Origin of the sequence: Tepidamorphus gemmatus (assembly GCF_004346195.1) — a bacterium.
In the GTDB taxonomy this organism is placed as follows: Bacteria; Pseudomonadota; Alphaproteobacteria; order Rhizobiales; family Tepidamorphaceae; genus Tepidamorphus; species Tepidamorphus gemmatus.
This window is the reverse complement of record NZ_SMAK01000003.1, coordinates 99,787-124,390: the sequence shown is the minus strand read 5'-3', so window position 1 is coordinate 124,390 and position 24,604 is coordinate 99,787. Positions and strand designations below refer to the sequence as shown.

21 protein-coding genes and 2 pseudogenes are annotated in these 24,604 nt (G+C 69.1%); 10 read left to right on the top strand and 13 right to left on the bottom strand.

The window, feature by feature from the left end; genetic code table 11:
* The first annotated feature begins 54 nt into the window (after positions 1 to 54).
* Positions 55 to 1,056, top strand: coding sequence for a tyrosine recombinase XerC (locus EDC22_RS05945; protein WP_281048277.1), 1,002 nt, complete (start codon positions 55 to 57; stop codon positions 1,054 to 1,056).
* Between the two features lie 498 nt (positions 1,057 to 1,554).
* Here the strand turns inward: EDC22_RS05945 and metW are convergent, their stop codons facing one another.
* The 4 genes and pseudogenes from metW to EDC22_RS18295 form a co-directional block, all read right to left on the bottom strand.
* Positions 1,555 to 2,202 (bottom strand): methionine biosynthesis protein MetW, encoded by a 648-nt coding sequence (gene metW, locus EDC22_RS05940; protein ID WP_132805716.1) that lies wholly within the window; start codon positions 2,200 to 2,202, stop codon positions 1,555 to 1,557.
* Positions 2,199 to 3,377: a homoserine O-acetyltransferase MetX gene (gene metX, locus EDC22_RS05935; protein WP_132805715.1), complete on the bottom strand. Its 1,179-nt coding sequence runs from the start codon at positions 3,375 to 3,377 to the stop codon at positions 2,199 to 2,201. Before metX ends, metW begins: the two co-directional genes overlap by 4 nt.
* A 120-nt stretch (positions 3,378 to 3,497) precedes the next feature.
* The gene (locus tag EDC22_RS05930; RefSeq protein WP_281048279.1) at positions 3,498 to 3,893 is read right to left on the bottom strand and encodes a transporter; all 396 of its coding nucleotides are present in this window, start codon (positions 3,891 to 3,893) and stop codon (positions 3,498 to 3,500) included.
* An 83-nt stretch (positions 3,894 to 3,976) separates the two neighbouring features.
* Positions 3,977 to 4,087: pseudogene (locus tag EDC22_RS18295) on the bottom strand (transporter); the annotation flags it as partial.
* Between the two features lie 146 nt (positions 4,088 to 4,233).
* Here EDC22_RS18295 and EDC22_RS18290 point away from each other — a divergent pair.
* The 4 genes and pseudogenes from EDC22_RS18290 to EDC22_RS05910 all read left to right on the top strand — a co-directional run.
* A pseudogene (locus tag EDC22_RS18290) lies at positions 4,234 to 4,449 on the top strand (transporter); the annotation flags it as partial.
* A 132-nt stretch (positions 4,450 to 4,581) separates the two neighbouring features.
* Positions 4,582 to 5,415 (top strand): chorismate mutase, encoded by an 834-nt coding sequence (locus tag EDC22_RS05920; protein WP_132805713.1) that lies wholly within the window; start codon positions 4,582 to 4,584, stop codon positions 5,413 to 5,415.
* A 17-nt stretch (positions 5,416 to 5,432) separates the two neighbouring features.
* Positions 5,433 to 6,542: a histidinol-phosphate transaminase gene (gene hisC, locus EDC22_RS05915; RefSeq protein WP_132805985.1), complete on the top strand. Its 1,110-nt coding sequence runs from the start codon at positions 5,433 to 5,435 to the stop codon at positions 6,540 to 6,542.
* Positions 6,535 to 7,479 carry a prephenate/arogenate dehydrogenase family protein gene (locus tag EDC22_RS05910; protein ID WP_132805712.1) on the top strand — a complete coding sequence of 315 codons (945 nt, stop codon included), beginning with the start codon at positions 6,535 to 6,537 and terminating at the stop codon, positions 7,477 to 7,479. The genes hisC and EDC22_RS05910 overlap by 8 nt, the downstream gene beginning before the upstream one ends.
* A gap of 79 nt (positions 7,480 to 7,558) precedes the next feature.
* Here EDC22_RS05910 and EDC22_RS05905 read toward each other — a convergent pair whose 3' ends face one another.
* Positions 7,559 to 8,650 carry a DUF2125 domain-containing protein gene (locus EDC22_RS05905; protein WP_132805711.1) on the bottom strand — a complete coding sequence of 364 codons (1,092 nt, stop codon included), beginning with the start codon at positions 8,648 to 8,650 and terminating at the stop codon, positions 7,559 to 7,561.
* A 141-nt stretch (positions 8,651 to 8,791) separates the two neighbouring features.
* On the opposite strand from EDC22_RS05905, the gene EDC22_RS05900 reads away from it, so the two are divergent.
* Entirely contained in the window at positions 8,792 to 9,352 is a 561-nt protein-coding gene (locus EDC22_RS05900; RefSeq protein WP_132805710.1) for a gamma-glutamylcyclotransferase, read from the top strand.
* On the opposite strand, the gene EDC22_RS05895 is transcribed toward EDC22_RS05900, so the two are convergent.
* Positions 9,305 to 9,718: a hypothetical protein gene (locus tag EDC22_RS05895; protein WP_132805709.1), complete on the bottom strand. Its 414-nt coding sequence runs from the start codon at positions 9,716 to 9,718 to the stop codon at positions 9,305 to 9,307. The two genes, EDC22_RS05900 and EDC22_RS05895, sit on opposite strands and share 48 nt — an antisense overlap.
* A 219-nt stretch (positions 9,719 to 9,937) precedes the next feature.
* Positions 9,938 to 10,507 (bottom strand): peroxidase-related enzyme, encoded by a 570-nt coding sequence (locus EDC22_RS05890; RefSeq protein WP_425385513.1) that lies wholly within the window; start codon positions 10,505 to 10,507, stop codon positions 9,938 to 9,940.
* A gap of 136 nt (positions 10,508 to 10,643) precedes the next feature.
* Here EDC22_RS05890 and EDC22_RS05885 point away from each other — a divergent pair, with 136 nt between their 5' ends.
* Positions 10,644 to 11,249 carry a hypothetical protein gene (locus EDC22_RS05885; RefSeq protein WP_132805707.1) on the top strand — a complete coding sequence of 202 codons (606 nt, stop codon included), beginning with the start codon at positions 10,644 to 10,646 and terminating at the stop codon, positions 11,247 to 11,249.
* A gap of 86 nt (positions 11,250 to 11,335) precedes the next feature.
* Positions 11,336 to 16,183 carry an NAD-glutamate dehydrogenase gene (locus EDC22_RS05880; protein ID WP_132805706.1) on the top strand — a complete coding sequence of 1,616 codons (4,848 nt, stop codon included), beginning with the start codon at positions 11,336 to 11,338 and terminating at the stop codon, positions 16,181 to 16,183.
* A gap of 112 nt (positions 16,184 to 16,295) precedes the next feature.
* Here EDC22_RS05880 and EDC22_RS05875 read toward each other — a convergent pair whose 3' ends face one another.
* From EDC22_RS05875 to htpX, 5 genes are all read right to left on the bottom strand, one after another.
* The gene (locus EDC22_RS05875; RefSeq protein WP_132805705.1) at positions 16,296 to 17,186 is read right to left on the bottom strand and encodes a dienelactone hydrolase family protein; all 891 of its coding nucleotides are present in this window, start codon (positions 17,184 to 17,186) and stop codon (positions 16,296 to 16,298) included.
* Positions 17,187 to 17,206: 20 nt separating this feature from the next.
* The gene (purH, locus tag EDC22_RS05870) at positions 17,207 to 18,799 is read right to left on the bottom strand and encodes a bifunctional phosphoribosylaminoimidazolecarboxamide formyltransferase/IMP cyclohydrolase (protein ID WP_132805704.1); all 1,593 of its coding nucleotides are present in this window, start codon (positions 18,797 to 18,799) and stop codon (positions 17,207 to 17,209) included.
* A 50-nt stretch (positions 18,800 to 18,849) separates the two neighbouring features.
* Complete coding sequence (locus EDC22_RS05865; protein ID WP_132805703.1) at positions 18,850 to 20,661, bottom strand: heparinase II/III family protein; 1,812 nt, start codon at positions 20,659 to 20,661, stop codon at positions 18,850 to 18,852.
* Positions 20,662 to 20,779: 118 nt separating this feature from the next.
* A complete protein-coding gene (locus EDC22_RS05860) occupies positions 20,780 to 22,153 on the bottom strand; it encodes an RsmB/NOP family class I SAM-dependent RNA methyltransferase (protein ID WP_132805702.1) in 1,374 nt (457 codons plus the stop codon).
* A gap of 9 nt (positions 22,154 to 22,162) precedes the next feature.
* Positions 22,163 to 23,110 (bottom strand): zinc metalloprotease HtpX, encoded by a 948-nt coding sequence (htpX, locus tag EDC22_RS05855; RefSeq protein WP_132805701.1) that lies wholly within the window; start codon positions 23,108 to 23,110, stop codon positions 22,163 to 22,165.
* Positions 23,111 to 23,256: 146 nt separating this feature from the next.
* Between htpX and EDC22_RS05850 the strand changes: the two genes are divergently transcribed.
* Together EDC22_RS05850 and EDC22_RS05845 are read left to right on the top strand one after the other, a co-directional pair.
* Positions 23,257 to 23,460, top strand: a complete 204-nt coding sequence (locus EDC22_RS05850) for a DUF1674 domain-containing protein (RefSeq protein ID WP_132805700.1) — start codon at positions 23,257 to 23,259, stop codon at positions 23,458 to 23,460.
* A 391-nt stretch (positions 23,461 to 23,851) separates the two neighbouring features.
* Complete coding sequence (locus EDC22_RS05845; RefSeq protein ID WP_132805699.1) at positions 23,852 to 24,289, top strand: thermonuclease family protein; 438 nt, start codon at positions 23,852 to 23,854, stop codon at positions 24,287 to 24,289.
* Between the two features lie 46 nt (positions 24,290 to 24,335).
* Here the strand turns inward: EDC22_RS05845 and EDC22_RS17910 are convergent, their stop codons facing one another.
* Positions 24,336 to 24,497, bottom strand: a complete 162-nt coding sequence (locus tag EDC22_RS17910; RefSeq protein ID WP_165926811.1) for a hypothetical protein — start codon at positions 24,495 to 24,497, stop codon at positions 24,336 to 24,338.
* Positions 24,498 to 24,604 lie beyond the last annotated feature (107 nt).

The window sequence follows — 24,604 nt, the reverse complement described above, 5'->3', positions numbered from 1 at the left end:
CAGACTGGCGTCCATTCCGCAGACTGGCTGCGGTTGCCATGCCGCGAGTGCACGATGCCGCATCGTCCGAGCCGATCCGACACTCCCGAGACCGAGCCGATCGGCCCGCTGATGGCACAGCCCGACTACCGGGGCGCGGTGCGGGTCTGGCTCGATGGCCTCGCCGACCGGCGCCGGCTTGCCCGCCGTACCCTCGAGGCCTATGGCCGCGATCTCAGACAGTTCACCATGTTCCTGCGCGATCATCTCGGCGGGCCGCCCTCGCTGGGTGACTTCAGGGCGCTGTCGCCCACCGACATCCGCGCCTATCTTGCCGCCCGGCGCCGCGACGGTCTGTCCGGGCCGTCGCTGTCGCGGGCGCTTGCGGCCATCCGCTCGTTCTCCCGGCACGTGGAGAAGCACACCGGATCCACCACCTCCGCCCTGACCGTGGTGCGCGGTCCGAAGCGACGCCACCGGCTGCCGCGGGCGCTGTCCGCGGAAGCGGCCCGCCGGGTCGTGGAGCGCGACGAACTCGATCGGGTGGCGGACCAGCCGTGGATCGCGGCGCGCGATGCGGCGGTTTTCGCGCTGCTCTACGGTTGCGGCCTGCGCATCTCCGAGGCGCTCGGGCTGACCCGCGGCGAGGCGCCGGCGGCCGGAGGAGCACGCACGCTGCGCATCACCGGCAAGGGCGGCAAGACACGGCTCGTCCCGGTGCTGCCGGAAGTGGCGGATGCCGTCGCCGTCTACCTCGCCGCCTGCCCGTTCGTGCTGGCGCCGGACGGACCGCTGTTCGTCGGCGCGCGCGGGGGGCCCCTCAATCCGCGCATCGTGCAGCGCAGGATGGCGCAGCTCAGGAGCGCGCTCGGCCTGCCGGACGGTGCCACGCCGCACGCGCTGCGCCATTCGTTCGCGACGCATCTGCTCAACGCTGGCAGCGATCTGAGAACCATCCAGGAGCTGCTCGGCCACGCCAGCCTGTCGACCACGCAGGTCTACACCGCCGTGGATGAGTCGCGGCTGCTCGAGGCCTATCGCGCGGCCCATCCGCGAGCCGCCGTCACGACTTCGTGAGACCCGTCCGCATTGACCGGAGGTCCCGGGATGCTAGCCTTTCCTCCAACGGCGTTTCATCCTGACGTCGTCCACCGAAAGGGGAGCTCCATGACTCGCAAACTCCTCGCAGGAGTCGGCGCCTTCGCGCTGGCCATGTCGTCTGCCGCTGCGTTCGCGAACTGTTCGAGCGGGCACACGGTGTCCGTCTCGACGCCTGTCCAGACGGCGCAGATCAGCACGCCGGCGGGCAGCCAGTCGTCCCAACCCGCGCAGGAATAGTCGGCTCTGACCTGCTTGCAGCGGAATCGTCCGGGTCCCGGCCCGGGCGATTCCGTGTCTGGGGACCAGGTCGGTCGGCGTCACCGAGTGCTCGAGCGGTTGATCGCTTCACGGCATAGCTACTCCGCCCTGACGGCTTGTTGGCGTCGCAGTTCCTGACTCAGCACCCGTGTCCACTTCCCGGGGACGTTCTCTCGCGGTTGCTGCCGGCAGAGCGCATCGGCCGCCGCCGATGGCTCAGTCCGCTTCGCCGCCGCGCCGCAGCAGGAAGATCGCCTGTTCGCCGAAGATATTCAGGCGCGACAGCGACGCGTTGTCGGGCAGCCGTCGCCCGCGCGAGTCGAGGGCGATCGTGCGCTCGATCCGTGCTTCGAGATCGTGCACGAGACTGACGAAATCACGGATCGTGCAGAAGTGGATGTTGGGTGTGTCGTACCACGACATCGGCAGGTGCTCGGTGACGGGCATCCGCCCCTCGAACAGGAGCTGCCAGCGCATCCGCCAGTGACCGAAGTTCGGGAACGAGACGATTGCCCGCCGCCCGATGCGCAGAAGATGCCCGAGCACCACACGGGGGTTGCGGGTCGCCTGCACGGTCTGGCTCAGGATGACGTAGTCGAACCCGTTGTCGGGATAGTCATCGAGGTCGTGATCGGCATCGCCCTGGACGACCGCAAGGCCCTTGGCGACACATTCGTTGACGCCGCGCTGGCTGAGCTCGATGCCGCGGCCGTCGATTCCGTAGCGGTTCTCGAGGATGCGCAATAGCGTGCCGTCGCCGCAGCCGACGTCGAGGACACGCGATCCCGGCGCGATCATCTCGGCGACGAGCAGCAGGTCGACACGCTTGGTCTGCTGCTGGCCCGGATCGGTATGCTCGGTCATGGCACGGCGACCGGCGCGGCCAGACCGCGCGCGCGGGCCGCGGACTCCAGGAACCCGCGGATCGCGGCGAACATCTCCGGTTCGTCGAGCAGGAAGGCGTCATGGCCGCGGTCGGTCTCGATCTCGACGAAGGAGACGCGGGCGCCCGCCGCGTTCAGCGCATGCACGACCTGACGATTGCCCTCGGTCGGAAACAGCCAGTCGGAGGTGAACGAGACGACGCAGAACCGGGTCCGGCTGTCGCGGAACGCATTGGCGAGCGTACCGCCGTAATCGGCTGCCAGATCGAAGTAGTCCATGGCGCGCGTCAGATAGAGGTAGGAGTTGGCGTCGAACCGATCGACGAAGGTCATGCCCTGGTGGCGCAGGTAGCTTTCGATCTGGAAATCGGCATCGAAGCCGAAGGTGACCGTCTCGCGATCCTGCAGATTGCGCCCGAACTTGCGGTGCAGCGCCTCCTCGGACAGATAGGTGATGTGGGCGGCCATGCGCGCGACGGCAAGCCCCTTGCTCGGTCTGGTGCCCTCGATGAGATAGCGGCCGCCACGCCAGTCCGGATCGGCCATCACCGCTTGGCGGCCTACCTCGTGAAAGGCGATGTTCTGCGAGGAATGGCGCGCCGCGGTGGCGATCGGGATCGCCGAGAACACCCGGTCCGGATAGCTCGCCGCCCACTGCAGCACCTGCATGCCGCCCATCGAACCGCCGGCGACGCAGAACAGCGTTTCGATGCCGAGATGGTCGATCAGCTTGGCCTGGGCGCGCACCATGTCACGGATGGTCACCACCGGAAAGTTCAGGCCATAGGCCTGACCGGTGGCGGGGTCGATGCTGCTCGGGCCGGTGGTGCCCATGCAGGAGCCGAGCACGTTGGCGCAGATGACGAAAAAGCGGTTGGTGTCGATCGGCTTGCCAGGTCCGACCATCAGATCCCACCATCCGGGCTTGCCGGTGACCGGATGCCGGTTGGCGACATGCTGGTCGCCGGTCAACGCGTGGCAGGCGAGGATCGCGTTGCTGCGCTCAGCATTGAGCGTCCCATAGGTCTGATAGGCGACCGTGAGGGGCGCCAGGTCGACCCCGCAGTCGAGCCGCAAGGGATCGTCCACGCCGAAGCGCACAACCTCGCTGTCCGGCTTATCGACCTGCCGATAGGCCGCGGTGCGGCTGGTCACGCGCCTCTCCCTGCTGGATCACCGGTCGCCGGCGTCCCCGGCCGGCAGGGGACGTCTCGCCCCGCCGGGCTCATCCTTCCCGGTCCGATCGCCCCTAGTAGGTGTCCGGCTTTGGTCCTGTCAATGGCTTCCTGAGCCGCCCGCGGCGTGCCCGCATGTCCGCGGGAACTGCGGGGCGCCGACGTGGATCGGGATCCCGATACTGAGGAGCACGCTGTCGCCCCTGGTTCGGTTCACCGCGTAATACCCGTGCAGCCAGCGCGTCGAGGTCGTCACCTGCTTGCCGTCAACCGTGACGTTGCGGGTGAGGATCGGTCCGAGCCCGACGGCGCGGCCCTCGAACAATCCGATCCTGGCGCCGGGGCCACTGTCACCGGTGATCTGGTGATAGTAGTAGCCGGCGATCCCGAGCGCCCATGTCTCATTGAAGTGCTTGAGCACGGCGAACTCGCCGTGGAACTCGGTCCCGGTCCTGTACCGCGTGCTCTCGTTCTCCCAGTTGAAGGTGACTCCCAGTTGAAGGTGAGGCCGGGCGAGAACGAGATCTCAAGCCTGTTGTGCTGATCAAGGTAGGTCGCCGCAACGCTGAGATCGCTCGACCAGTGATCGATGCCGATATCGACCAGGTTGCCGTTGATATAGGCGCCGAACGGCAGGTAGAGCTGGGCGATCAGGTTCCAGTGCCAGGCACCGTGGATCCAGCCGATCATCGCCTGCACCATCGGATCGCCGCAGGAGAACTCCTCGCCCGCGACGCGATACGACGTGCCGCGGGCGATCCGGGTGCCGTCGGGTAGCGTCGGACCGGCGAAGGCGGCGATGTTGCCGAGCGAATTGACGGCTTGCCGACCACCACTTCGCCAATGGCTGGTCGATCGGGCTTGCGGGCTATGCCTATCGCCAGCTCACCGGCGACAGCGGCCCCGGCGCGACGCTCGGTCCGGCACTCGCCTTCGCGACCGAGGTGGCCGGCCGCGCGGTCGTGCCGAATGCGCGCATGTACTGGGAGCAGGATGCCCGCCACCGATTCGAGGGCACGACGTCGTTCGTCACGGCGACGGTCCGATTCTGAGCGCGGGGACGCCGTAACGCTGCGCCATGTCGATGATTCTCTTTGCGTTCGGCAAGTCGCTCCCGTAAGACTCCGGCCGCGGCGCGGGGTGGGATTCCGCTCCGTCGTGTCCTTGTTCGCCAGCGGACCTGCATGAACACCTCTTCCCCCGCCACTCCCGACCTCGACGCGCTGCGTCGCCAGATCGACGCCGTCGACAGCGAGATCCACGGCCTGCTGATGCGCCGCGCCGAGGTCATCGAACAGCTCATCGCCGCCAAGAAGCTCGGCGAGCGCGGCGCGGCATTCCGGCCGGGACGCGAGGCCGCGATGATGCGCGCGCTGCAGGATCGCCATGCCGGACCGCTGCCGCTGTCGATCGTCGAGCATCTGTGGCGCGAGATCATCGGCACCTTCACCCAGCTGCAGGCCCCGTATCGCGTGCTGTCGTCGCGAGCGGAGGAACCGCGGGTGCGCGACCTGCTGCGCTATGCCTTCGGGTTTTCCGCACCGCTGGTCGCCACGGACTCCGATGCCGAGGCCGTGGCGACGGTGGCGCGCACCGGTACTGACCTGGCTGTCGTCGTGCTCGACGGGCCGCTCGAGGAGCGATGGTGGGCGGAGATCGACCTGACCGGCGAGCCGGCGCCCGAGGCCGGCCGCCACGGCGCGAAAGTGATCGCCGCGCTGCCCTTCCTGCCGCCAATGGACGGTCTTGACCTCCCCGCTGCCCTGATCCTCGGCCCGGCCGACGTCGACGCCCCGACCGAAGCCTGCGTCTACGCCGTGTCGCTGACGGCGCAGACCTCGGCCTCGGTGCTGGACAGCTTCGGCGTTCTGCTCGGCTACGGCCCGGCCGGGGCGTTGCTCGCCTCCGACAGGACGCCGGCCGAGATCAACTCTGTGCTCGCCCCCGCCGCGGCCGTGTTCGGGACCGTCACCTGGATCGGCAACGTCGCAGCCCCCTACAACTGGACCTTCGGATAGTTCGCATGAGCCTTCAGGTGGATTCCGCCGCCACGCCGGAGCCCAAGCCGGGCGTCCTCGACATCAGCGCCTATGTGCCGGGATCATCCGGCAAGGCCGTTGCCGGCCGGCTGTTCAAGCTCTCCTCCAACGAGACGCCGCTCGGCGCCAGCCCGAAGGCGATCGAGGCGTTCCGCGCCGCCGCCGATCATCTGCAGCACTATCCGGACGGAGCCGCCACGGCGCTGCGCGAGGCGATCGGCGCGAAATACGGGCTCAATCCGGCCCGGATCGTCTGTGGGGCGGGTTCCGACGAACTGATCGGGCTGCTCTGCCATGCCTATCTGTCGCCGGGCGACGAAACGCTCTACAGCCAGCACGGCTTCCTGATGTACAAGATCGCGACGCTCGCCTCCGGCGGCCGGCCGGTCGTCGCCCCCGAGCGCGGACTGACGGCCGATGTCGATGCGATCCTGGCGATGGTGAGCGAGCGCACCAGGATCGTGTTTCTCGCCAATCCCAACAATCCGACCGGCACCTACCTGCCCTATGAGGAGGTGCAGCGTCTGCATGCGGGGCTGCCCGGCCGGGTCCTGCTCGTCATCGACGCCGCCTATGCGGAGTATGTCCGCCGCAACGATTACAGCGCCGGCATCGACCTCGTCGCAAATGCCCGCAACGTGGTGATGCTGCGCACCTTCTCGAAGATCCACGGGCTGGCGGCGCTGCGGCTCGGCTGGGCGTATTGTCCGGAAGCGGTGGCGGACGTGCTCAATCGGGTGCGCGGGCCCTTCAACGTCAGCCATCCGGCGATGGTCGCGGGCATCGCTGCGCTGCAGGATGCCGCCTTCACCGAGGCGGCCGTCGCGCACAACGAGCGGTGGCTGCCCTGGCTGAGCGACAGGCTCGCCGGCCTCGGCCTTACGGTGACGCCGAGCGTCGGCAACTTCATCCTGGTCGGGTTCCCGGACGCCGACGGCAGACGCGCGGCCGACGCGGACGCCTTCCTCATCTCGCGCGGCATCTATGTCCGCCGCATGGAGGCCTATGGTCTCGCCTCCTGCCTGCGTATCACGGTCGGCACCGAGGAGGCCAACCGGCTCGTGGTCGACACTCTCGCCGAGTTCCTCGGTCGAACCGATGGCTGATCCGATCGTCGACAGGCTGGCGCTGATCGGCATCGGGCTGATCGGGTCGTCGCTGGCGCGGGTGGTGCGCCAGCAGGGACTGGCGCGGCATATCGCCGTGCAGAGCCGGCGGCCGGAGACCGTGGCACGCGCCCGCGAGCTCGGCCTCGGCGACAGCTATGCGAGCGATCCGGCCGACGCCGCGCGCGGAGCAGACCTCGTCATCGTCTCGGTTCCCGTCGGGGCGAGCGGCACGGTGGCCGAGGCCATCGCGCCGGCCCTCAAGCCCGGCGCAATCGTTTCCGATGTCGGCTCGGTGAAGACCTCGGTCGTGCGCCAGATGGCGCCGCATATACCTGACGGCGTGCATTTCGTGCCGGCGCATCCGGTGGCGGGGACGGAGCATTCGGGTCCCGATGCCGGTTTTGCCGAGCTGTTCCGCAACCGCTGGACGCTTCTCACCCCGCTGCCGGAGACCGATCAGGCGGCGGTGGAAACGGTGACGCGGTTCTGGGTCGGCTGCGGCGCCAATGTCGAGACGATGAGCCCGGAACATCACGACATGGTTCTGGCGATCACCAGCCACGTGCCGCACCTGATTGCCTACAACATCGTCGGCACGGCGGCGCATCTCGAACAGGTGACGCAGTCCGAGGTGATGAAGTTCTCGGCCGGTGGCTTCCGCGACTTCACCCGTATCGCAGCCTCCGATCCGACCATGTGGCGCGACGTGTTCCTGCACAACCGCGACGCGGTGCTGGAAATGCTGGCGCGATTCTCGGAGGATCTCACCGCGCTGCAGCGGGCGATCCGCTGGGGCGACGGCGACATGCTGTTCGACCTGTTCACCCGCACCCGCGCCATCCGTCGCGGCATCATCGAGGCGGGCCAGGAAACGGAAGCGCCGGATTTCGGCCGGACACCGGGTGCCGGCAAACCGGACCCCGCCGCCAGATAGGACGCCCGCCGCAGGTCTAAGGAGGCCGGCCGACGGATCGGTACCGGAGGGGTCTCGAACCGGCTGCCGCAACAGGCATTCAGAACAGCGGCGGCAGTTCGGCGATCGCCACGCCGCCGATCAGCATGCGCCCGTCGCGGAAGTCGATCTCGCCGGTGATCGCCGGCCGCCCGTCGATCTCGGTCGGCTTGCCGACGAACTGCAGCGCCATGCCGACGATCGGGCCGAGACCGCCGAAGGTGCCGCTGTCGACGGAGCCGGCACCGGCGAGACTGACCGTCACGCGTCCCTCGGGCCGCCCCGCCGCATCCGGCGCGATCCGGCCGGCCGCCCGCAGTTCGGCGCCACCCTGCTGGGCGCTCAGCCGCGCGACGTCGATCGAGCCGCCATTGTCGCGCCAGGCGGCGAGGAAGGCGGCGGGCTCGCGCGGCGCGGGATAGGGCAGCGCATCGAGCCGGCCGACGAAGGCGATGTCGACGGGCTGGGAGGGGGCTGCGCCTGCTCTCGCAGCCACCAGGCCGTCGAGGGTCAGCGCCGCCTCGATGTCGTTGCTGCCGTCCGCCGCGTCGGCACGCCGCCCGTGCAGCTGCAGCTCGCGCGCGCTCAGCCGCATCGCCGGTCCGCCGGGATAGGCCGGCGCCTCGGGCGTCGCGGCGATGTCGCGGGCAACCACGTCGATGCGGCGGATCTGGCCCCCCGGCGCCCGCACCGAGCCCTGCAGCACCTGCCAGTCGGCATCGAGCAGCGCGTCCGGGCCGGTATCGTCGCCGCCGACGCCGATCCGCACGGGGCCGTCGATCTCGAAGATGACATGGGTGAGGTTCCAGACCTGCGCCACCGCGCGGAAGCCCTCGGCAGCCAGACGCAGGCGCGGACCGGAATCGGCAATGTCGAGCTGCGGCGAGGCGCAGGTCGCCGTGACCCGGAACGGATAGCCGCCGACCGAGCGTTCGCCACAGCGGTAGGTGCGCCCCTTGGCGGCTTCCGAATCGAGCCAGGCCGCGAGGAGGTCATCGGCCTTGCGCGTTCCGACATACCAGACCGCGCTCCAGCCGGCGACGGCGAGCAGGACGAGACCGGCGATGATCACGAGAAAGCGCGGCGGGCGGCCGAGGCGTTCGCGGCTGCGGGGCGCGCCGTCCGGCGCTGTCGGGGTCGGGTCTTCGGTCATGGACGGGGTGGGGCTCCGGAAGCGGACGGCCGATCGTGGCTGGGGCGATCATTGCCAAGCGATGACGGCGCTGGTAGGGCAGGCTGCCTGGACGAAGGATGGGCCGCCGACGCGCACGGCGGCAGGACGACACGCCGGATTATGAGCGATCTCTGGGTCTTCGGCTACGGCTCGCTGATGTGGCGGCCCGGCTTCGAGCATGTCGAGCGGGTTCCGGGCCGCCTGCACGGGCTGCACCGGGCCCTGTGCGTCTACAGCCATGTCCATCGCGGCACGCCGGACCGGCCGGGACTCGTGCTCGGTCTCGACCGGGGCGGCTCGTGCCGGGGAGTGTGCTTCCGCGTCGCCGAGGAAAGGCGTGCCGAGACGCTCGCCTATCTGCGCGCCCGCGAACAGGTGACCATGGTCTACCGCGAGGTGGTCCGGCCGGTCGAGCTGTGCGACGGCACGCGCCGCGTGGTGCAGGCGGTCTGCTACATCGTCGACCGCAACCACCCCCAGTACGCCGGCCTGCTGCCGGTGGAGCGGCAGGTCGAATTCGTTCTGCAGGGATGCGGACAATCCGGTCCGAATGTCGAGTACGTGCTCAACACGTTGGCGCATATCGAGGAGATCGGGGTCGTGGACCGCAGGCTCGCGGTCGTCGCCCGGGCACTACGCGGCGCGCGCGACAACGCGCGCGCCATCGGGACGCCGGGCTGATGCGCGCGGATGGGCGGCAGCGCGCAGATCGCGCAACACCTCAACCCGGGCAACCGCGCCGCGTGCCAGCAGGTGGACATGGGCTTCGGTGGCCCCCGCCGATCGCGCTGCCGCCAGCGCGGCGTCGAACTGTCGACCGGCGGCGATGCCGATCCACAGCGCCTCGCGCCGGCCCTCCTCGTCCACGGCCGCCAGCACTACCGGCGCACCGGGGAATTCCGCCGCCAGCTCCAGCGGAAAGGCGCGCGTCAGGTAGCGCTCGCCGCTGCCGCCGGTCCAGTAGCGGAACTCCGCGGCGAACGGCATCCCGTCCAGGACGGAGGGTACGAATGGGTCCGAATCGAGGATGCGGAACGGCGCGCTCATGTGAACAAATGTCGAACGTTGCGTTTCGGTCGTCAACCCCTACCAGGGATGTGGTTAACATCGTCGCCTACGCAATGGTTCCTACGAGCATTTGATGTCCCGCATGTTTCACGATTGGTAATGACGGGATGCAATAGTTTCATGATTGGGCGTGTTTCATGATCGGGCGCGCAGACGCGATCGGATGGGGCGGCGGGTGCCACCCCGTGCCGCGGCCGCTCAGCGATGCTGGCCGTGATATTCGCGGTTCGGCCGCATGTCGGTCGCGGTGGCGATCCGGTTCGACATGTTGAAGAAGCCGACCACGGCGGCGATGTCCCAGATGTCGCGGTCGCTGAAGCCGGCCTGCCGCAGCGCCGCGCGGTCAGGCTCATCGATCTCCCAGGGCCGCTCGGTGAGGTTCCAGGCGAAGTCGAGCATGGCGCGCTGGCGCGGCGCGAGATCGGCGGCGCGGTAGTTCATCACCAGTTGCTCGCCCAGTTCCGGATTGCCCGAATACTGCCGGACCGCAGCGCCATGAGCAGTCAGGCAATAGTAGCAGCGATTGACGCTCGAAACGACCACCGCGATCATCTCGCGCTCGAGCTTGGACAGCCCTGACTCCGCGAGCATCACGTCGTTGTACATCCGGATGAAGGCGTCGAGCTTGTCGGGATTGAAGGCATAGGCGCGCAAGACGTTCGGCACCATGCCGAGCTTCTCGATGCACTTGTCGAAATAGGCGCGCTGCCGCTCGGTCAGCTCACCCTCGCCCGGCAGGTTCAATGCGATCGGCCGATCCGTGGCCACCTGTCCATCCGCCATGTCGTCTCCACCAGATGATTATTCTTGATCGCATCCGGGACGCCGGCAACCGGACGTGCCGAACGCGGTCCGCGGCTGCTATCACGAGCGACGAGGGCAACCGAATCAAGGGGGAAATGCAATGCCGAAATTCCGTCGACTGGCCGCGACGATACTGGCCGGGCTTGTCGCGGCCCATACCGGCGGGGCGGTCGCCGACGAACCGGAGTCGGCGCCGACGCCAAGGCGCTGGTCATGGCTCGAGGGGACCGTCTGGTACGTGCCGACCGCCAACCTGCTCGCAATCATGACGTCTGCGGACAATCCCGCCGTGATTCCGCTCAGGGATCAGACCGTCTACGTCATCGACGGCTACCGCGACGGTTATTTTTGGGGCGTCTCGCGTGTCCAGTTCGCCGCGCCCGGCGCGCCGCGGCGGGTTGCGCCCGACGACGACGATCCGACCTGCAACCGGCTGGTGGGCTCTGTGACACCCGAAGGCACGCTGAACCTGTCCTTCGCCGCCATGGACGACACCGACCGCGAGCGCGTCACCGGCGTCGGCACGATGCGCAGGCGCGGCGGTGCCTGGGCGATGGAACTGCAGATGACCACCGGCGACACCGTGCAGGTGACGCACTGGGCCTACATGCGTGCCTGTCCGTCCGACGGCGGCTGTCCGCTGCCGGCAATCAGGGCGACGGCGCGGGCCTTCGTCGATGTCTGCCGACGCAGCAACCGCCAATAGCCGCCGCAACGTCGACACCGTTCACAAAGTGTCCGAAACTCCCGGGAATCATAAGGACGGTCCGAACGATTGACGGGAGGGGGCTGATGCCGCAACGAGATCAAGATCGCCGCGACGCGTTGATCGATGCGGCGATCAAGGCGCTGCCGGCCAGGAGCCGCAAGGGCGAGCTGGGCGACTTCGTGCGCTGCCTGTTCGCGGACGGGGCGTTCGAGGATCTGGTGGTCTACACGCCGGCCGATCTGGCCCGCCTGGCCGACAGCGCCTGGCGGTTCAGCGCCACGCGAACGCCGGGTCAGCAGAAGATCCGCGTCATCAACCCCGAGCTGACGGAGGCGGGCGGCGACAGCGCCCTGGCAACCGTCACCATCGTCGAGCTGGTGAACGACAACATGCCTTTCCTGCTCGATTCGGCGATGGCCGAGCTGCAGGAGCGCGGCTACGAGGTGCGGCTGGTGCTGCATCCGATCGTCTCGGTGAGGCGGGATGCGAAGGGGCGGCGGACCGCGTTCCTCGGACGCTCGGCCAAGGGCGAGGGGATCATCCGCGAAAGCCTGATCCACATCCATGTGGGGCGGATCGACAGCGATCTCGAACGCCGGCAGACCGCGGCGGCGCTCGGCCGTGTCGACGATGCGGTGCGGATGGCCGTCAGCGACTGGCAGCCGATGCTCGCCCGCCTGCGGGCCGAGATCGAGGGCTATCGCAACAATCCCCCGCCAATCCCAACCGAGGAAATCGCCGAGGCGATCAGCTTCCTCGAGTGGATCTGCGACGACAACTTCACCTTTCTCGGCATGCGCGAATATGCCTTCGTCGGCGGGCTTGCCGACGGCAAGCTGGAGCGCATCGCCAGTTCCGAGGGCGCCGGTCTCGGCCTGCTGCGCGATCCCGACGTGATGGTGCTCAGGCGCGGCCGCGAATTTGTCGCCTACACGCCGGAACTGCGCGAGTTCCTGATGCAGCCGGTTCCGCTGATCGTCACCAAGGCGAATGTCAAGTCGCCGGTGCACCGGCGCGTCCACCTCGACTATATCGGCGTCAAGACCTTCGACGGAAATGGCATCCTGACCGGCGAGCTCAGGGTCGTCGGCCTGTTCACCGCCTCGGCCTACACGCGTGGGGTGCGTTCGATCCCCTATCTGCGGCGCCGGGTCGACCTGGTGATGGAGCGGCTCGGCTTCGATCCGGACAGTCACAGCGGCAAGGCACTGCTCAACGTGCTGGAAACCTTTCCGCGCGACGAACTGTTCCAGATCGACCAGGAGACGCTGCAGAGCTGGGTGGTGTCGATCCTGCAGCTCGGCGAGCGACCGCGAATCCGGGTGCTGTGGCGGGCCGACAAGTTCGACCGCTTCGTCTCGGTGCTGGTCTACGTGCCGCGCGACCGCTTCAATACCGACGCGCGGATCGCCATCGGCAACCTGCTTGCACAGGCCTTCGAGGGTCGTGTCTCGGCCTTCTATCCCTACTATCCGGAAGGCCCCCTCGCCCGCGTCCACTTCATCATCGGTCGCTACGAGGGCACCACCCCGCAGCCCGATACGAGCCGCCTCGAGGCGGAGGTGGCGCGCATCGTCCGCACCTGGACCGACAACCTCAAGGCGGCGCTCGTCCATCAGCACGACGAGTTCCGCGCAACCGAACTGTTCCAGCGCTATCGCGACGCCTTCTCGGGCGGCTACCAGAACCAGTATCCGGCCGAGGTGGCGGTTCACGACATCGACATCGTCGAACGCCTGGTCGGACAGGACAACCTGGCCATCGACTTCTACCGGGCCGACATCGACCGGCCAGAGCGGCTGGGGCTGAAGCTGTTCAGCCTCGGGCGCCCGCTGCCGCTGTCGGAACGGGTGCCCATCCTCGAGAACATGGGCTTCCGGGTCATCAACGAGCGGACATTCCGCATCGATCGGCCCGGTCCGGAGGAGCCGGCCCGGATCTGGCTGCACGACATGGCGCTTGCCCGGTCCGACGGAGCGGCCTTCGACCGCGAGAGCCTGCACGGTCCGCTCGAGAACGCGTTCCTGGCGGTCATCCAGGGGCGCGCCGAGAGCGACGGCTACAACGCGCTGGTCCTGCGCTGCGGGCTCGAGTGGCGGCCGATCTCGGTGCTGCGGGCCTATTCGCGCTATCTGCAGCAGGCCCGGGTCCCCTACAGCCAGGACTACATGTGGCGCACCCTGCAGCGCCATCCCGACATCGCGGCCATGCTGTTCGAGCTGTTCGCCTGCCGGTTCCAGCCGGATGGCCGCGAGCCGGCGGCCCGCAGCGAGGCCGAGGCGGCGATCGCAGCCCGGATCGAGGCGGCGCTGGAGGCCGTTCCCAGTCTCGACGAGGACCGCATCATCCGCGCCTTCATGACCCTGATCCGCGCGACGCTGCGGACCAACTTCTACCAGACCGATGTGCATGGCGAGCCGAAGCCGGCGCTCGCCCTGAAACTCGCCAGCCGGCAGATCGACGATCTGCCGGAACCGCGGCCTTTTGCGGAGATCTTCGTCTATTCGCCGCGCGTCCAGGGGGTGCATCTGCGCTTCGGCAAGATCGCCCGCGGCGGCCTCAGGTGGTCGGACCGGCCGCAGGATTTCCGTACCGAGGTGCTGGGCCTGGTCAAGGCGCAGCAGGTCAAGAACGCGGTGATCGTGCCGGTTGGCGCCAAGGGCGGCTTCGTCCCGGCCAGCCTCCCGGCGAGCGGCCGCGAGGCGGTTCTGGAGGAAGGGATCGCCTGCTACCGGATCTTCGTCGGCAGCCTGCTCGACGTGACCGACAACCTGTCGGAGGCGCAGGTGCTGCCGCCGCCGGCGACCGTGCGCCACGACGATGACGATCCCTATCTGGTGGTCGCGGCGGACAAGGGCACGGCCACCTTCTCCGACATTGCCAACGCGATCTCGGAATCGCGCGACTTCTGGCTGGGCGATGCCTTTGCCTCGGGCGGATCGGCCGGCTACGACCACAAGAAGATGGGCATCACGGCGCGCGGCGCCTGGGAGGCGGTGAAGCGCCACTTCCGTGAGATGGACATCGACATCCAGACGACGCCGTTCACCGTCGCGGGCGTCGGCGACATGTCGGGCGACGTGTTCGGCAACGGCATGTTGCTGTCGCAGCAGATCCGCCTGGTGGCCGCCTTCGACCACCGCGACATCTTCATTGATCCCAATCCCGATCCGGCGGTCTCCTTCGCCGAGCGCAAGCGGCTGTTCGAGCTGCCGCGCTCGAGCTGGCAGGACTATTCGCGCGAGCTGATCTCGCCCGGCGGCGGGGTGTTCTCGCGCCAGGACAAGGCCATCGCCCTCACGCCGGAGATGCAGGAGCTCTTGAAGCTGTCGCGCAGGTCCGCGACGCCGAACGACATCATCTCGGCGATCCTCAGGGCCGAGGTCGACCTGCTGTGGTTCGGCGGCATCGGAACCTATGTGCGCGCCTCCGACGAGAGCGACGATCAGGTCGGCGACCGCGCCAACGATGCGGTCCGGGTCGCGGCCCGCGAGCTGCGGGCGAAGGTCGTCGGGGAAGGGGCCAATCTCGGCGTCACGCAGCGCGGCCGCATCGAGTTCGCGCTGGCGGGCGGCAGGATCAATACCGATGCGATCGACAATTCCGCGGGCGTCAATACCTCCGACGTCGAGGTCAACATCAAGATCGCGCTGGGTACGGTGGTCAGATCCGGCGCACTGGATCTCGCCGGCCGCAACCGGCTGCTCGCCGAGATGACCGATTCGGTGGCGGCGCTGGTGCTGCGCAACAACTACCTGCAGACGCTCGCCCTGTCGCTGGCCGAACGCCGCGGGCTTGCGGAGATCGACTTCCAGCAGCGGCTGATGCGCGAACTGGAACGCGACCGCGCCCTCGACCGCGTGGTCGAGACGCTGCCGGACGATGCCGAGCTGCGCGCCCGCGCCGAGCGCAAGCAGCCGCTGACCCGGCCGGAACTGGCGGTGCTGCTCGCCTACGCCAAGATCGACCTCTATTCGCGCCTCCTGGCCAGCGACGTTCCGGACGATCCCTATCTCGGCCGCGAACTGATGCGCTACTTCCCCGAGCAGCTGTGCGAGCGCTTTCCCGATGCGATCGCCGGCCACCGGCTCAGGCGCGAGATCATCTCGACGATGCTCGCCAATTCGATGATCAACCGCTGCGGACCGACCATGTTGGTGCGCCTCGCCGACGAGACGGGCGCCGGCGTGCCGGCGATCGCCGCAGCATTCGCCGCGGCACGCAACGCCTTCTCGCTGACCGAACTGAACAGCGAGATAGATGCCCTCGACAACCGCATTCCGGGCGCACTGCAGCTCGACCTCTACGCCGCGCTGCAGGACATCCTGCTGCGCGCCACCTCATGGTTCCTGCGCAATGTGGATCTGACGCACGGGCTTGCCGACGTCATCGAGCATTACCGCAGCGGCACGCAGGCGCTCGCGCGGGAACTGGGGCGCCTCGTGGTGCGGGAGGACGCCGAGGCGATCGAGGCGCGGGCAGCGGAATTGATGGCGGCCGGCCTGCCGGGGGATCTGGCGCGGCGTATCGCCGGAGCACCCTGGATGACCCGGGCGCCGGACATCATCCTGGTCGCCGACCGCACGGGCAGCAAGCTCACCGCCGTTGCGGAGACATTCTTCGCGTTCGCCTCCGAGCTCGGCGTGCAGCAGCTGATGGAGGCCAGCCGCCACCTCGACCTTGCCGACTACTACGACCGGATGGCGCTCAACCGTACGCTCGGCCTGATCTCGCAGGCGCAGCGCCGGCTGGTCGGGGAGATCCTCGCGACGGGCAAGAGCGGCCGGGCAGCGCTCGAGGCCTGGCGGCACAGCCGGCGCGAGATGCTGTCGCGGATCGAGCCGATGCTCGACGACATCCGCCGCGGCGAGATGACGCTGTCGCGGCTGGCGGTCGCCGCCAGCCTGTTCAACGATCTGGCCGGGGAGTGAGCGCGGCGCGACCGCGGTCGGATCGCGTCAGATTGAAGCGATCCGAGCCTGGCTCCCCGTTTCGCCACGGGAGCGAACCGGTGAAGCGGAACCCACGTCACCCGATCACGCTCTATTGCCACGGCGCGAGCAGCACCTCGCGCAGGAAGCGGCGGAACTGGTCGTGGGCGATCGCGGCGAAGGCCGGGTCGTATTTGGAGGACGAGCCTGGCAGCACATCGGGGCGATCGAAGGCATGTGTCGCCCCCTCGACGACCTCGACCGCGACGGGCACGCCGGCTGCGACGAGATGGCCGTAGGCCCGGTCGCAGGGCGCGGGATCGGCGGTCGCGTCGTCGGTGCCGTGGATTGCCCAGGCGGGCAGCGGCTCGGCGAAGCCGCGCCAGGGCGCCAGCGCCGGAAAGCCGCAATAGGGATAGACGAGGAACATGCCGCGCAGGCCGGCGAAGGTGTCGTCCGGCCAGGCGGTGAGGCTCTGCGGCGTCTCGCTGTCGGGTCGCATCGCCAGCATGTCCATGATCGCCCAGCCGCCATGACTCCAGCCGGCGAGCGCGATCTTCTCGGGGTTGACGAAGGGAAGCGCCCGCGCCCACGCAATCGTCACCGCGACGTCGCCGGCCCGCGCCGCGCCGCGTACCGCCAGCCCCGGACAGACCAGACGGTAGGCTTGCGACGAATCGATGCCGCGCGGCTTGAGGCTGTCGACGATGATCGCAACGACCCCCTCGCTGACGGCAATGTCGGCATAGATGCCCATCAGCGGGCGGCGCTGCGCGCCGTCCCATAGCCCCTCGCAGCCACTGTACATCAGCACCGCGGGGAACGGCCCGTCGCCCTCGGGCTTGACCACGACGATGTGCGGGGCGAGCAGCGCGATCAGCGCCTCGGGTGTGTATTTCCGGGTAAGGCTGCCGTTCAGGCTCAGCCACACGAAGATGCCGCCGGCCGCGAGGATCACCGCCAGCACACCTGCAGTCCATCCCGCTGCCCGCCGCCAGCGCATGGCCAATCCGCTCCCTGCTGTCAGTGGCGGAAGTGGCGCATGCCGGTGAACACCATGGCAAGGCCCTTCTCGTCGGCTGCCGCGATCACCTCCTCGTCGCGCATCGAACCGCCGGGCTGGATCACCGCGGTGGCGCCGGCGGCAGCGGCGGCGATCAGGCCATCCGCAAACGGGAAGAAGGCGTCGGAGGCGACCACGGAGCCTTCCGCGAGCGGTCGGGCAAGCCCGGCCGCCTCGGCCGCCTCCGCCGATTTCAGAGCGGCGATCCGGGCCGAATCGACGCGGCTCATCTGGCCGGCGCCGATGCCGGCGGTGGCGCCGTCCTTCGCATAGACGATGGCGTTCGACTTGACGTGCTTGGCCACCCGCCAGGCGAACAGCAGATCGGACAGTTCGCGCTCGCTGGGCGCGCGCCTGGTGACGACCTTCAACGCGCCGAGTTCCAGCCGCCCGGCATCGCGCGACTGCACCAGCAACCCGCCGGCGACCGAGCGGACGGCAAGGCCGGGCGCGGCCGGGTCCGGCAGCCCGCCGGTGACCAGCAGCCGCAGATTCTTCCGCGCGGCGACGATCTCGATCGCCTCCGGTGTCGCCTCGGGGGCGACGATCACCTCGGTGAAGATCTCGACGATCGCCCGTGCCGCCTCCGCATCCAGCGCGCGGTTCAACGCGACGACGCCGCCGAAGGCGGAGACAGGGTCGCAGCGCAGCGCCTTGGTATAGGCGTCCTTGAGCGACGGGCCGACCGCGACGCCGCACGGATTGGCGTGCTTGATGATCGCCACGGCGGCGCTGACCGCCGGATCGAACTCGGCGACCAGCTCAAGCGCGGCATCGGTATCGTTGATGTTGTTGTAGGACAGCGCCTTGCCCTGCAGTTGCCGGGCGGTGGCGACGCCGGTCCGGGCGTCGGCGCAGCGGTAGAATGCTGCCCGCTGGTGCGGGTTCTCGCCGTAGCGCAGCTCCTCGATGAGCGTGCCGGCGAAGCTGATCCAGGTCGGCGTGGCCTCGCCGACCTCGGCGGCGAACCACCGCGAGATCGCCGCGTCATAGGCAGCGGTGCGGGCAAAGGCCTTCGCGGCGAGGCGGCGGCGCGTTTCGGCCCGCGTGCCGCCCGCGGCGATCTCGGCGATCACCCCGGCATAGTCGGCCGGGTCGACCAGCACGGCGACCGAGGCGTGGTTCTTGGCGGCAGCACGGATCATCGCCGGTCCGCCGATGTCGATGTTCTCGATGCACTCGTCGAACGCGGCGCCGCGGGCGAGCGTTGCCTCGAAGGGATAGAGGTTGATCGCGAGAAGGTCGATCGGCGCAATGCCGTGCGCCGCGAGCGCGGCCATGTGGCCGGGCTTGGCACGGTCGGCCAGCAGGCCGCCATGCACACGCGGATGCAGCGTCTTCACACGACCGTCGAGCATCTCGGGAAAGCCGGTCACGGTGGCGACGTCAGTCACGGCGAGCCCGGCCTCCTTCAGCACGAGGGCCGTCCCGCCGGTCGACAGGATCTCGATTCCCTGGCCAGCCAGCGCGCGGGCGAAATCGACGATGCCGGTCTTGTCGGAAACCGAGACGAGAGCACGGCGGACAGGGACGGGATCGGTCATCGGCGGCATCCGGAGCAATGGAGACTGTGCGCGCCGCTTAGCACGGCGGCACGGTCCGGTCACCCGGCAAGCTCGCCCGTGCCGCTCTCGGACGGTGCGACGTCCTGCGCGTCGGTCTCCGGCGCGCCGAACGGCAGTTCGTCCTCGCCGGGCGCGCTGTCGCGGCGCCGTCGCGTCTGGCGCTCGATGCGCCGCAGTCGCCAGCTCACCCGAGGCACATGCCGGCAGCGGCCGTGCACGACGATCTGTTCGCTGCGGCGCGGACCCTCGACCCCGCCGAGATAGACGCTCTCCTCGATGCTGATCTCGGCGCCACCGGCGAAGAATTCCCAGGCCGAGCCACTGGGCAGCGCGAGCACGACATGCGTGCCGTCCCGGGTTCGGCTGGCCCGCACCTGCGGGTGCAGGTGGAAGCGGACCGCGTAGGTCGGATCGGCCGTGGCGCGGCCTCCGATCGCCGAGAAGATGTCCTCGCCCTCGATGCGGTCGCCGTCGGCACTGACCGTCAGGCGCCGTTCGTGCTGGATGCCGAAATCGCCACGATAGCCGTCGTGGCTCGCCACAACGCTGACGATCTCCTCGTCGCGCCGCTCGACCGGCACGTGGCGCGGCCCCGACAGGATGATCGGTCCGAGCCGGTCGACGACGATCGCGGCGGAGGCGAACCGGCAGGACGAGGTGTCGTCGAGCGTCGCCGTCGAATGGGCGGCGGTGGACCGCGACACGGTTCGCCATCGCCGGCTGCCGAACGGCGGGACGCCGCAGTTGACGATGATTCGTTCGAGGCCCGCCGACATCTCGAAGGACAGGCAGCCGGCATGCGCCTCGCGGCTCAGCCTGGGCGGCGGCGGCGGGCCGGTGTCGATCAGCACGACCACGTCGCCGGCCTCGATCCGCTGGTAGCCGGAATGCGGCGCGCCGGAGACCGGCCTGCCGCGCGCATCGTCGTAGGCCAGTAGGGTCGCCATGACATCCGGATAGGTCGGCCCCATGCCGTTGAAGTGGGCAAGCGTGCCGTCGCCGTGCCGGAAGAAACGCAGCATCGGCATCATCCGGTCGATCGCCGATGTCAGCGCTGGCGGCGGCGCAACGTCGCGGGCAGCGAAGGTCTGGCGCAGCGGCAACAGGTCGAGCAGTAGGTCGATCAGCACCTCCGGGTTGCGGCTGATATGTCCGCCATCGGGAAGGATCTGGCGGGCGAGCTCGTCCGCAAGCCAGCGCGAGGCCTGGCGGAGCAGCCGCTGACGGTTGTGCATGCACAGTCCGGCATAGCAGAGCGCGATCGCGGCCAGCAGCTTCGGCGCCCCGTCCGGCGCCTCGCTGCCGGCGCGCGCAAGATGGCGTGTCTGCCGCGAGATCGAGCGCATGAACCGGCGGTAGAACGCGTGATCGGCACCCTTCAGCACCAGCGGGGAATGGCTGAACCAGGAGATGAGCCGCCGCGCTGTGACCACGGGATCCCACACCCCGGCATCCCAGCTTCCATACAGCGACATCCAGTCGCTGATCAGTGCGCGGGCCTGGATCCGCGCCAGTTCGGTATCGGCGGCGCGCAGATCGCGCAGCCAGCCGAAACCGTGCAGGGCCCGATGCCATTCGACGTTCGGCGGCTTCAGCGCGAAGGGTGATTCGCCCGCGGTCTCGGCCACCGATCCGGCCAGCGAGAAGCGGCCGTGATAGATGTCGATCGCCATCGTCGGGTCGGCGGTCCGCAAATCCTGCGGGGCAATCAGCAGCCGGTCCGAGGCGCCGCCCGACAGACGCCAGCGATAGAGCGGACTGGAATAGGCAGCGGCGGCAAGCGCGCGCAACTGATGCGCGGTGAGAATGGCACTGATCCGCAGGCGGTCACCCAGTGCAATGCCGGCCATTGGCGTGGCGCATCCTCCTCCTCGCTGCGGCCGCCCTGTCGCCTCGCCGGGGGCAGGAGCGGCAGTGGGGCAAAATAGCCTCAAATGCTTACTACTTCTAACCGTTCTGCGGCGGCGGTCAGCCAGGGCGCACGAGCCGCGCGGCGTAGAAGCCGTCGAGTCCGCCGGGAAAGCGGCCGTCTGCTGGCCCGCACGGAAGCGTGCGCAGGTCGCCGGCCGGCGTCAGCAGGCCCTCCAGCCCCGGAATTTCGCCCGGCTGCACGGGCCGGCGGATCAGCGACGCGTCCCGCGTCAGCAGCGCGGCGACCTGGGCCTCGCCTTCTTCCGGTTCGAGCGAGCAGGTCGCGTAGACCAGCACGCCGCCCGGCCTCAGCAGCGCGGCTGCCCGATCGAGCAGCCGTGCCTGCAGTCCGGCGAGGCGGGCGATCTCGCCATCGCGGCGCGTCCAGGCGATATCGGGATGGCGGCGCAGCGTCCCGGTCGCCGAACAGGGTGCGTCAAGCAGCACCGCGTCGAACGGCTCGGTGGTCTGCCAGGCCGTCGCGTCTGCCACCACCGTCTCCGCGGCGAGTCCGAGCCGACGCAGATTGGCCTTCAGCCGTTCCAGACGGCCGACCGAGCGGTCGAGCGCGACGACGCGCGCGCCGGCCGCGGCAAGCTGCGCGGTCTTGCCGCCCGGTGCCGCGCACAGGTCGGCGACCCGCATCCCGGAGACATCGCCGAGCAGTCTGGCGGGCAGGGCGGCCGCAGCATCTTGGATCCACCAGGCCCCCTCGGCGTAGCCCGCCAGCGCGCCGACCTCGCCGGCCCGGGAAAGCCGGACCGTGCCGGTCGGCAGCAGCGAGCCGCCGAGCCGCGCGGCCCAGTCCGCGGCGTCGCCGCGGACCGTGAGGTCGAGCGGCGGCTCCTCGAGATGGATGGCGGCGATGGCCCGGGCCGTCGCCTCGCCGTAGGCCGTCTGCCAGCGGCTGGCGAGCCAGGCTGGGGTGTTCAGGGCGACTGGATCCTGGAGCGCCAGGACATCAGCGCGGGCAGTGGCCAGCCGGCGCAGGACGGCATTGACAAGGCCCTTGAAATGCCGGGCCGAACGATCCTCCGCGGCAAGCGTCACGGCGGTGTCGACGGCGGCATGGGCGGCCGTGTCAAGGAACAGGATCTGAAAGGCGGCGACTTCGAGGATCGCGCCGGTGCGTCCGGCCGATCTCGGCAGCGGCCGATCGAGGTACCGCGCCAGCGCGTCGAGAATCTGCCCGCGCCGGCGGAACGTGCCGGTCACCAGCGCCTTGACGAAGCCGCGGTCGCGCGTCTCCAGCCCGGCGAGGCCGGCGTGCCCGTGCTCGGCGTCTATCGCCGCGTCGAGCGCCTGCCGCCCGGCGAGCGTGTCGGCAACGATGTCGACCGCAATGCGCCGCGCGGCCAGGCCGGCCGGTTCCCGGACCGGGCGGGACGCCCGGACGCGTCGGGAAACCTTGTTGGAGACGCGTTGCGCCACGCGGATCGGTCAGCTCCAGGGGCCGCGCGGCCCGATCGGCGGCACCGATCCACCGCGGCCCGGCGCGACCCTTGCCGTACGCGGTCCCTCCCGCACCGGTCCGCCGCCCATGCCGCCCGCGGCCATTGCGCGCAGCCTGGCGATGCGGTTCTCGGTGGCCGGATGGGTCGAGAACAGATTGTCCATCCGCTCGCCGTGCAGCGGGTTCACGATGAACATGTGGGCGGTGGCGGGATTGTGCTCGGCCTGCTCGTTGGGGATCCGCTGCACCGCACCGGCGATCTTGGCAAGCGCGGAGGCGAGCCACATCGGCTGGCCGCAGATCTCGGCACCCACCCGGTCGGCCTCGTATTCGCGCGACCGCGAGATCGCCATCTGCACGATCATCGCCGCCAGAGGGGCCAGGAACATGAGCAGGATCATGCCGATCAGGCCGAGCGGGTTGTTGCGGTTGTTGCCGCCGCCGAAGAACAGCGCGAAATTGGCCAGCATCGAGATCGCGCCCGCGATCGTCGCGGTCACCGTCATGATCAGCGTGTCATGATGCTTGATGTGGGCGAGTTCGTGCGCCATCACGCCGGCCAGTTCCTCGCGGCTCAGCGTCCTGAGGATGCCGGTGGTGGCGGCAACCGCGGCGTGCTGCGGATTGCGGCCGGTGGCGAAGGCGTTGGGCTGCGGATTGTCGATTATGTAGACCTTCGGCATCGGCAGGCCGGCATTCTCGGCCAGTTCCCGCACCAGGCCGTACAGCTCCGGCGCCGAGCGCGCGTCGACCTCGCGGGCGCCGTACATGTGCAGCACCAGCTTGTCGGAGTTCCAGTAGCTGAATGCGTTCATGGCGAGAGCGACGAGCAGGGCGATCATCATGCCGCCGCCGCCACCGATCAGATAGCCGACTCCCATGAACAGGGCGGTCATCCCGGCAAGCAGGATGGCTGTCCTGGTGTAACCCGCCATCTCGCGAAGTCCTCCATCGGCCGAAACGCGCCTGACAGGGCGCCAGGCAGGCCTATATGTTGTCGCTGACCGGCGCAACGGCAAGCGTTCGCGCACTGCCATCGATGCGCCGGCCGGACGAACCGCCGCATCGTACAGGCCGGACGATGACATCAGACGACACGCCATCCGACACGCCGGAGGCCCGCCGCAAGGCCGCGGCCGCCCGCGCGCTCGCCGAGGCGGAGGCGCGCCGGGCCGCTGCGGCCGCCGACGCCGCCACGCGCCCCCCCGAGGTCAACGGGCCGGCCGGCCCCGAACCGACCCGCTACGGCGACTGGGAGAGGAAGGGCATCGCGAGCGATTTCTGAGAGATTTCGTCAGAAATCCCTGATGCAAGGTCGGGACCTAGGTCTTCCTGTTGCAGTTGCCGCTGTTGTCCTTGGACTTGCATTCGTTGCATAGCTCACCAGAGGCGGGTTTTCCGTCGCGCTCATCTTAGCCGGAGGCAGGCCAATTGGAGCAGTTGGTGCACCAATGCCATGTGTCCTTCCCGCGCTTCCTCCTGCATTTTCGACATGATTGAACCCCTCCTTGTCTGAACCTGCCATGTGGACATGCCTCGACGCCGCATCGGGATGGCAGTCTATCAGTCAGGGCGGACACAATCCTAACGATAGTATAATGTTTTAGACGCGCGAAGAGAGCAGAAGCTAGGAATGAAAGCTTGCGGTGTTCCGCTTTTATTCCTATTCTCGACGCATGGATAGACTCCTGTTCCTCTTCGCCGCCGTCCTGTTGCAACCCTGTCCGGCAGCATTGGCCGAACCGCTTCCAGGCCCTGTCCCGGCCGTCGTCGACCGCATCGTCGACGGCGACACGATCGCAGTCAGGGCGCGGATCTGGCCGGGGCAGGAGGTGCGTGTGCTGGTGCGGGTCAGGGGCATCGACGCGCCGGAGCGGCGCGGGCGCTGCGAGGGGGAGCGTGGGCTCGCCGCGCGTGCCGCGGCCGCGATGGCCACGGCGTTGGCCGATGGCGGCGTCACGCTGCTGCGGGTCGAGCCCGACAAGTATGGCGGGCGGGTGATCGCGGATGTCAGGCTGGGCGACGGCGGCGATCTGGCCTCGCTGCTGCTCGCCATGCGCGCGGTTCGGCCCTATCACGGCGGCGTGCGGACCTCATGGTGCGCGCCGGGCTGACCGACCGCATTGCTCGATGCCGGGGGTCCGTCTCCGACGCGCTTCTTCAGGCACTTGCCGGGCGCCGCATGTCGGCCGCGCGATCGGATGCCGCGGCGATCTCGGCCCGTATCTCGATCCGGCGGCTGGAAGCGCCCGGGTCGGCAAGCGTGACGAGCATCAGCGCGCCGGCGAGGAACGACATCAGGATTCGGATGATCGGTGTCATGTCTGTTGCCTCCGTCTCCCGGCCTCTGCGGGAGACGGACGGCACGATGCCCATCCGGGCCTGAGCCGTGGCTGAACCGGCGCTTCAGCGTGCGTTCATCGACCTGC

Bases quoted from the DNA above. Each gene is read 5' to 3' on its own strand.
- EDC22_RS17910 (WP_165926811.1), bottom strand. From the start codon at position 24,497: ATGACACCGATCATCCGAATCCTGATGTCGTTCCTCGCCGGCGCGCTG.
- purH (WP_132805704.1), bottom strand. From the start codon at position 18,799: ATGCCGCCGATGACCGATCCCGTCCCTGTCCGCCGTGCTCTCGTCTCG.
- EDC22_RS05880 (WP_132805706.1), top strand. From the start codon at position 11,336: ATGCCGCAACGAGATCAAGATCGCCGCGACGCGTTGATCGATGCGGCG.
- htpX (WP_132805701.1), bottom strand. From the start codon at position 23,110: ATGGCGGGTTACACCAGGACAGCCATCCTGCTTGCCGGGATGACCGCC.
- metW (WP_132805716.1), bottom strand. From the start codon at position 2,202: ATGACCGAGCATACCGATCCGGGCCAGCAGCAGACCAAGCGTGTCGAC.
- EDC22_RS05865 (WP_132805703.1), bottom strand. From the start codon at position 20,661: ATGGCCGGCATTGCACTGGGTGACCGCCTGCGGATCAGTGCCATTCTC.
- EDC22_RS05850 (WP_132805700.1), top strand. From the start codon at position 23,257: ATGACATCAGACGACACGCCATCCGACACGCCGGAGGCCCGCCGCAAG.
- EDC22_RS05885 (WP_132805707.1), top strand. From the start codon at position 10,644: ATGCCGAAATTCCGTCGACTGGCCGCGACGATACTGGCCGGGCTTGTC.
- EDC22_RS05875 (WP_132805705.1), bottom strand. From the start codon at position 17,186: ATGCGCTGGCGGCGGGCAGCGGGATGGACTGCAGGTGTGCTGGCGGTG.
- EDC22_RS05900 (WP_132805710.1), top strand. From the start codon at position 8,792: ATGAGCGATCTCTGGGTCTTCGGCTACGGCTCGCTGATGTGGCGGCCC.
- EDC22_RS05910 (WP_132805712.1), top strand. From the start codon at position 6,535: ATGGCTGATCCGATCGTCGACAGGCTGGCGCTGATCGGCATCGGGCTG.
- EDC22_RS05945 (WP_281048277.1), top strand. From the start codon at position 55: ATGCCGCATCGTCCGAGCCGATCCGACACTCCCGAGACCGAGCCGATC.
- EDC22_RS05845 (WP_132805699.1), top strand. From the start codon at position 23,852: ATGGATAGACTCCTGTTCCTCTTCGCCGCCGTCCTGTTGCAACCCTGT.
- EDC22_RS05905 (WP_132805711.1), bottom strand. From the start codon at position 8,650: ATGACCGAAGACCCGACCCCGACAGCGCCGGACGGCGCGCCCCGCAGC.
- EDC22_RS05895 (WP_132805709.1), bottom strand. From the start codon at position 9,718: ATGAGCGCGCCGTTCCGCATCCTCGATTCGGACCCATTCGTACCCTCC.
- EDC22_RS05920 (WP_132805713.1), top strand. From the start codon at position 4,582: ATGAACACCTCTTCCCCCGCCACTCCCGACCTCGACGCGCTGCGTCGC.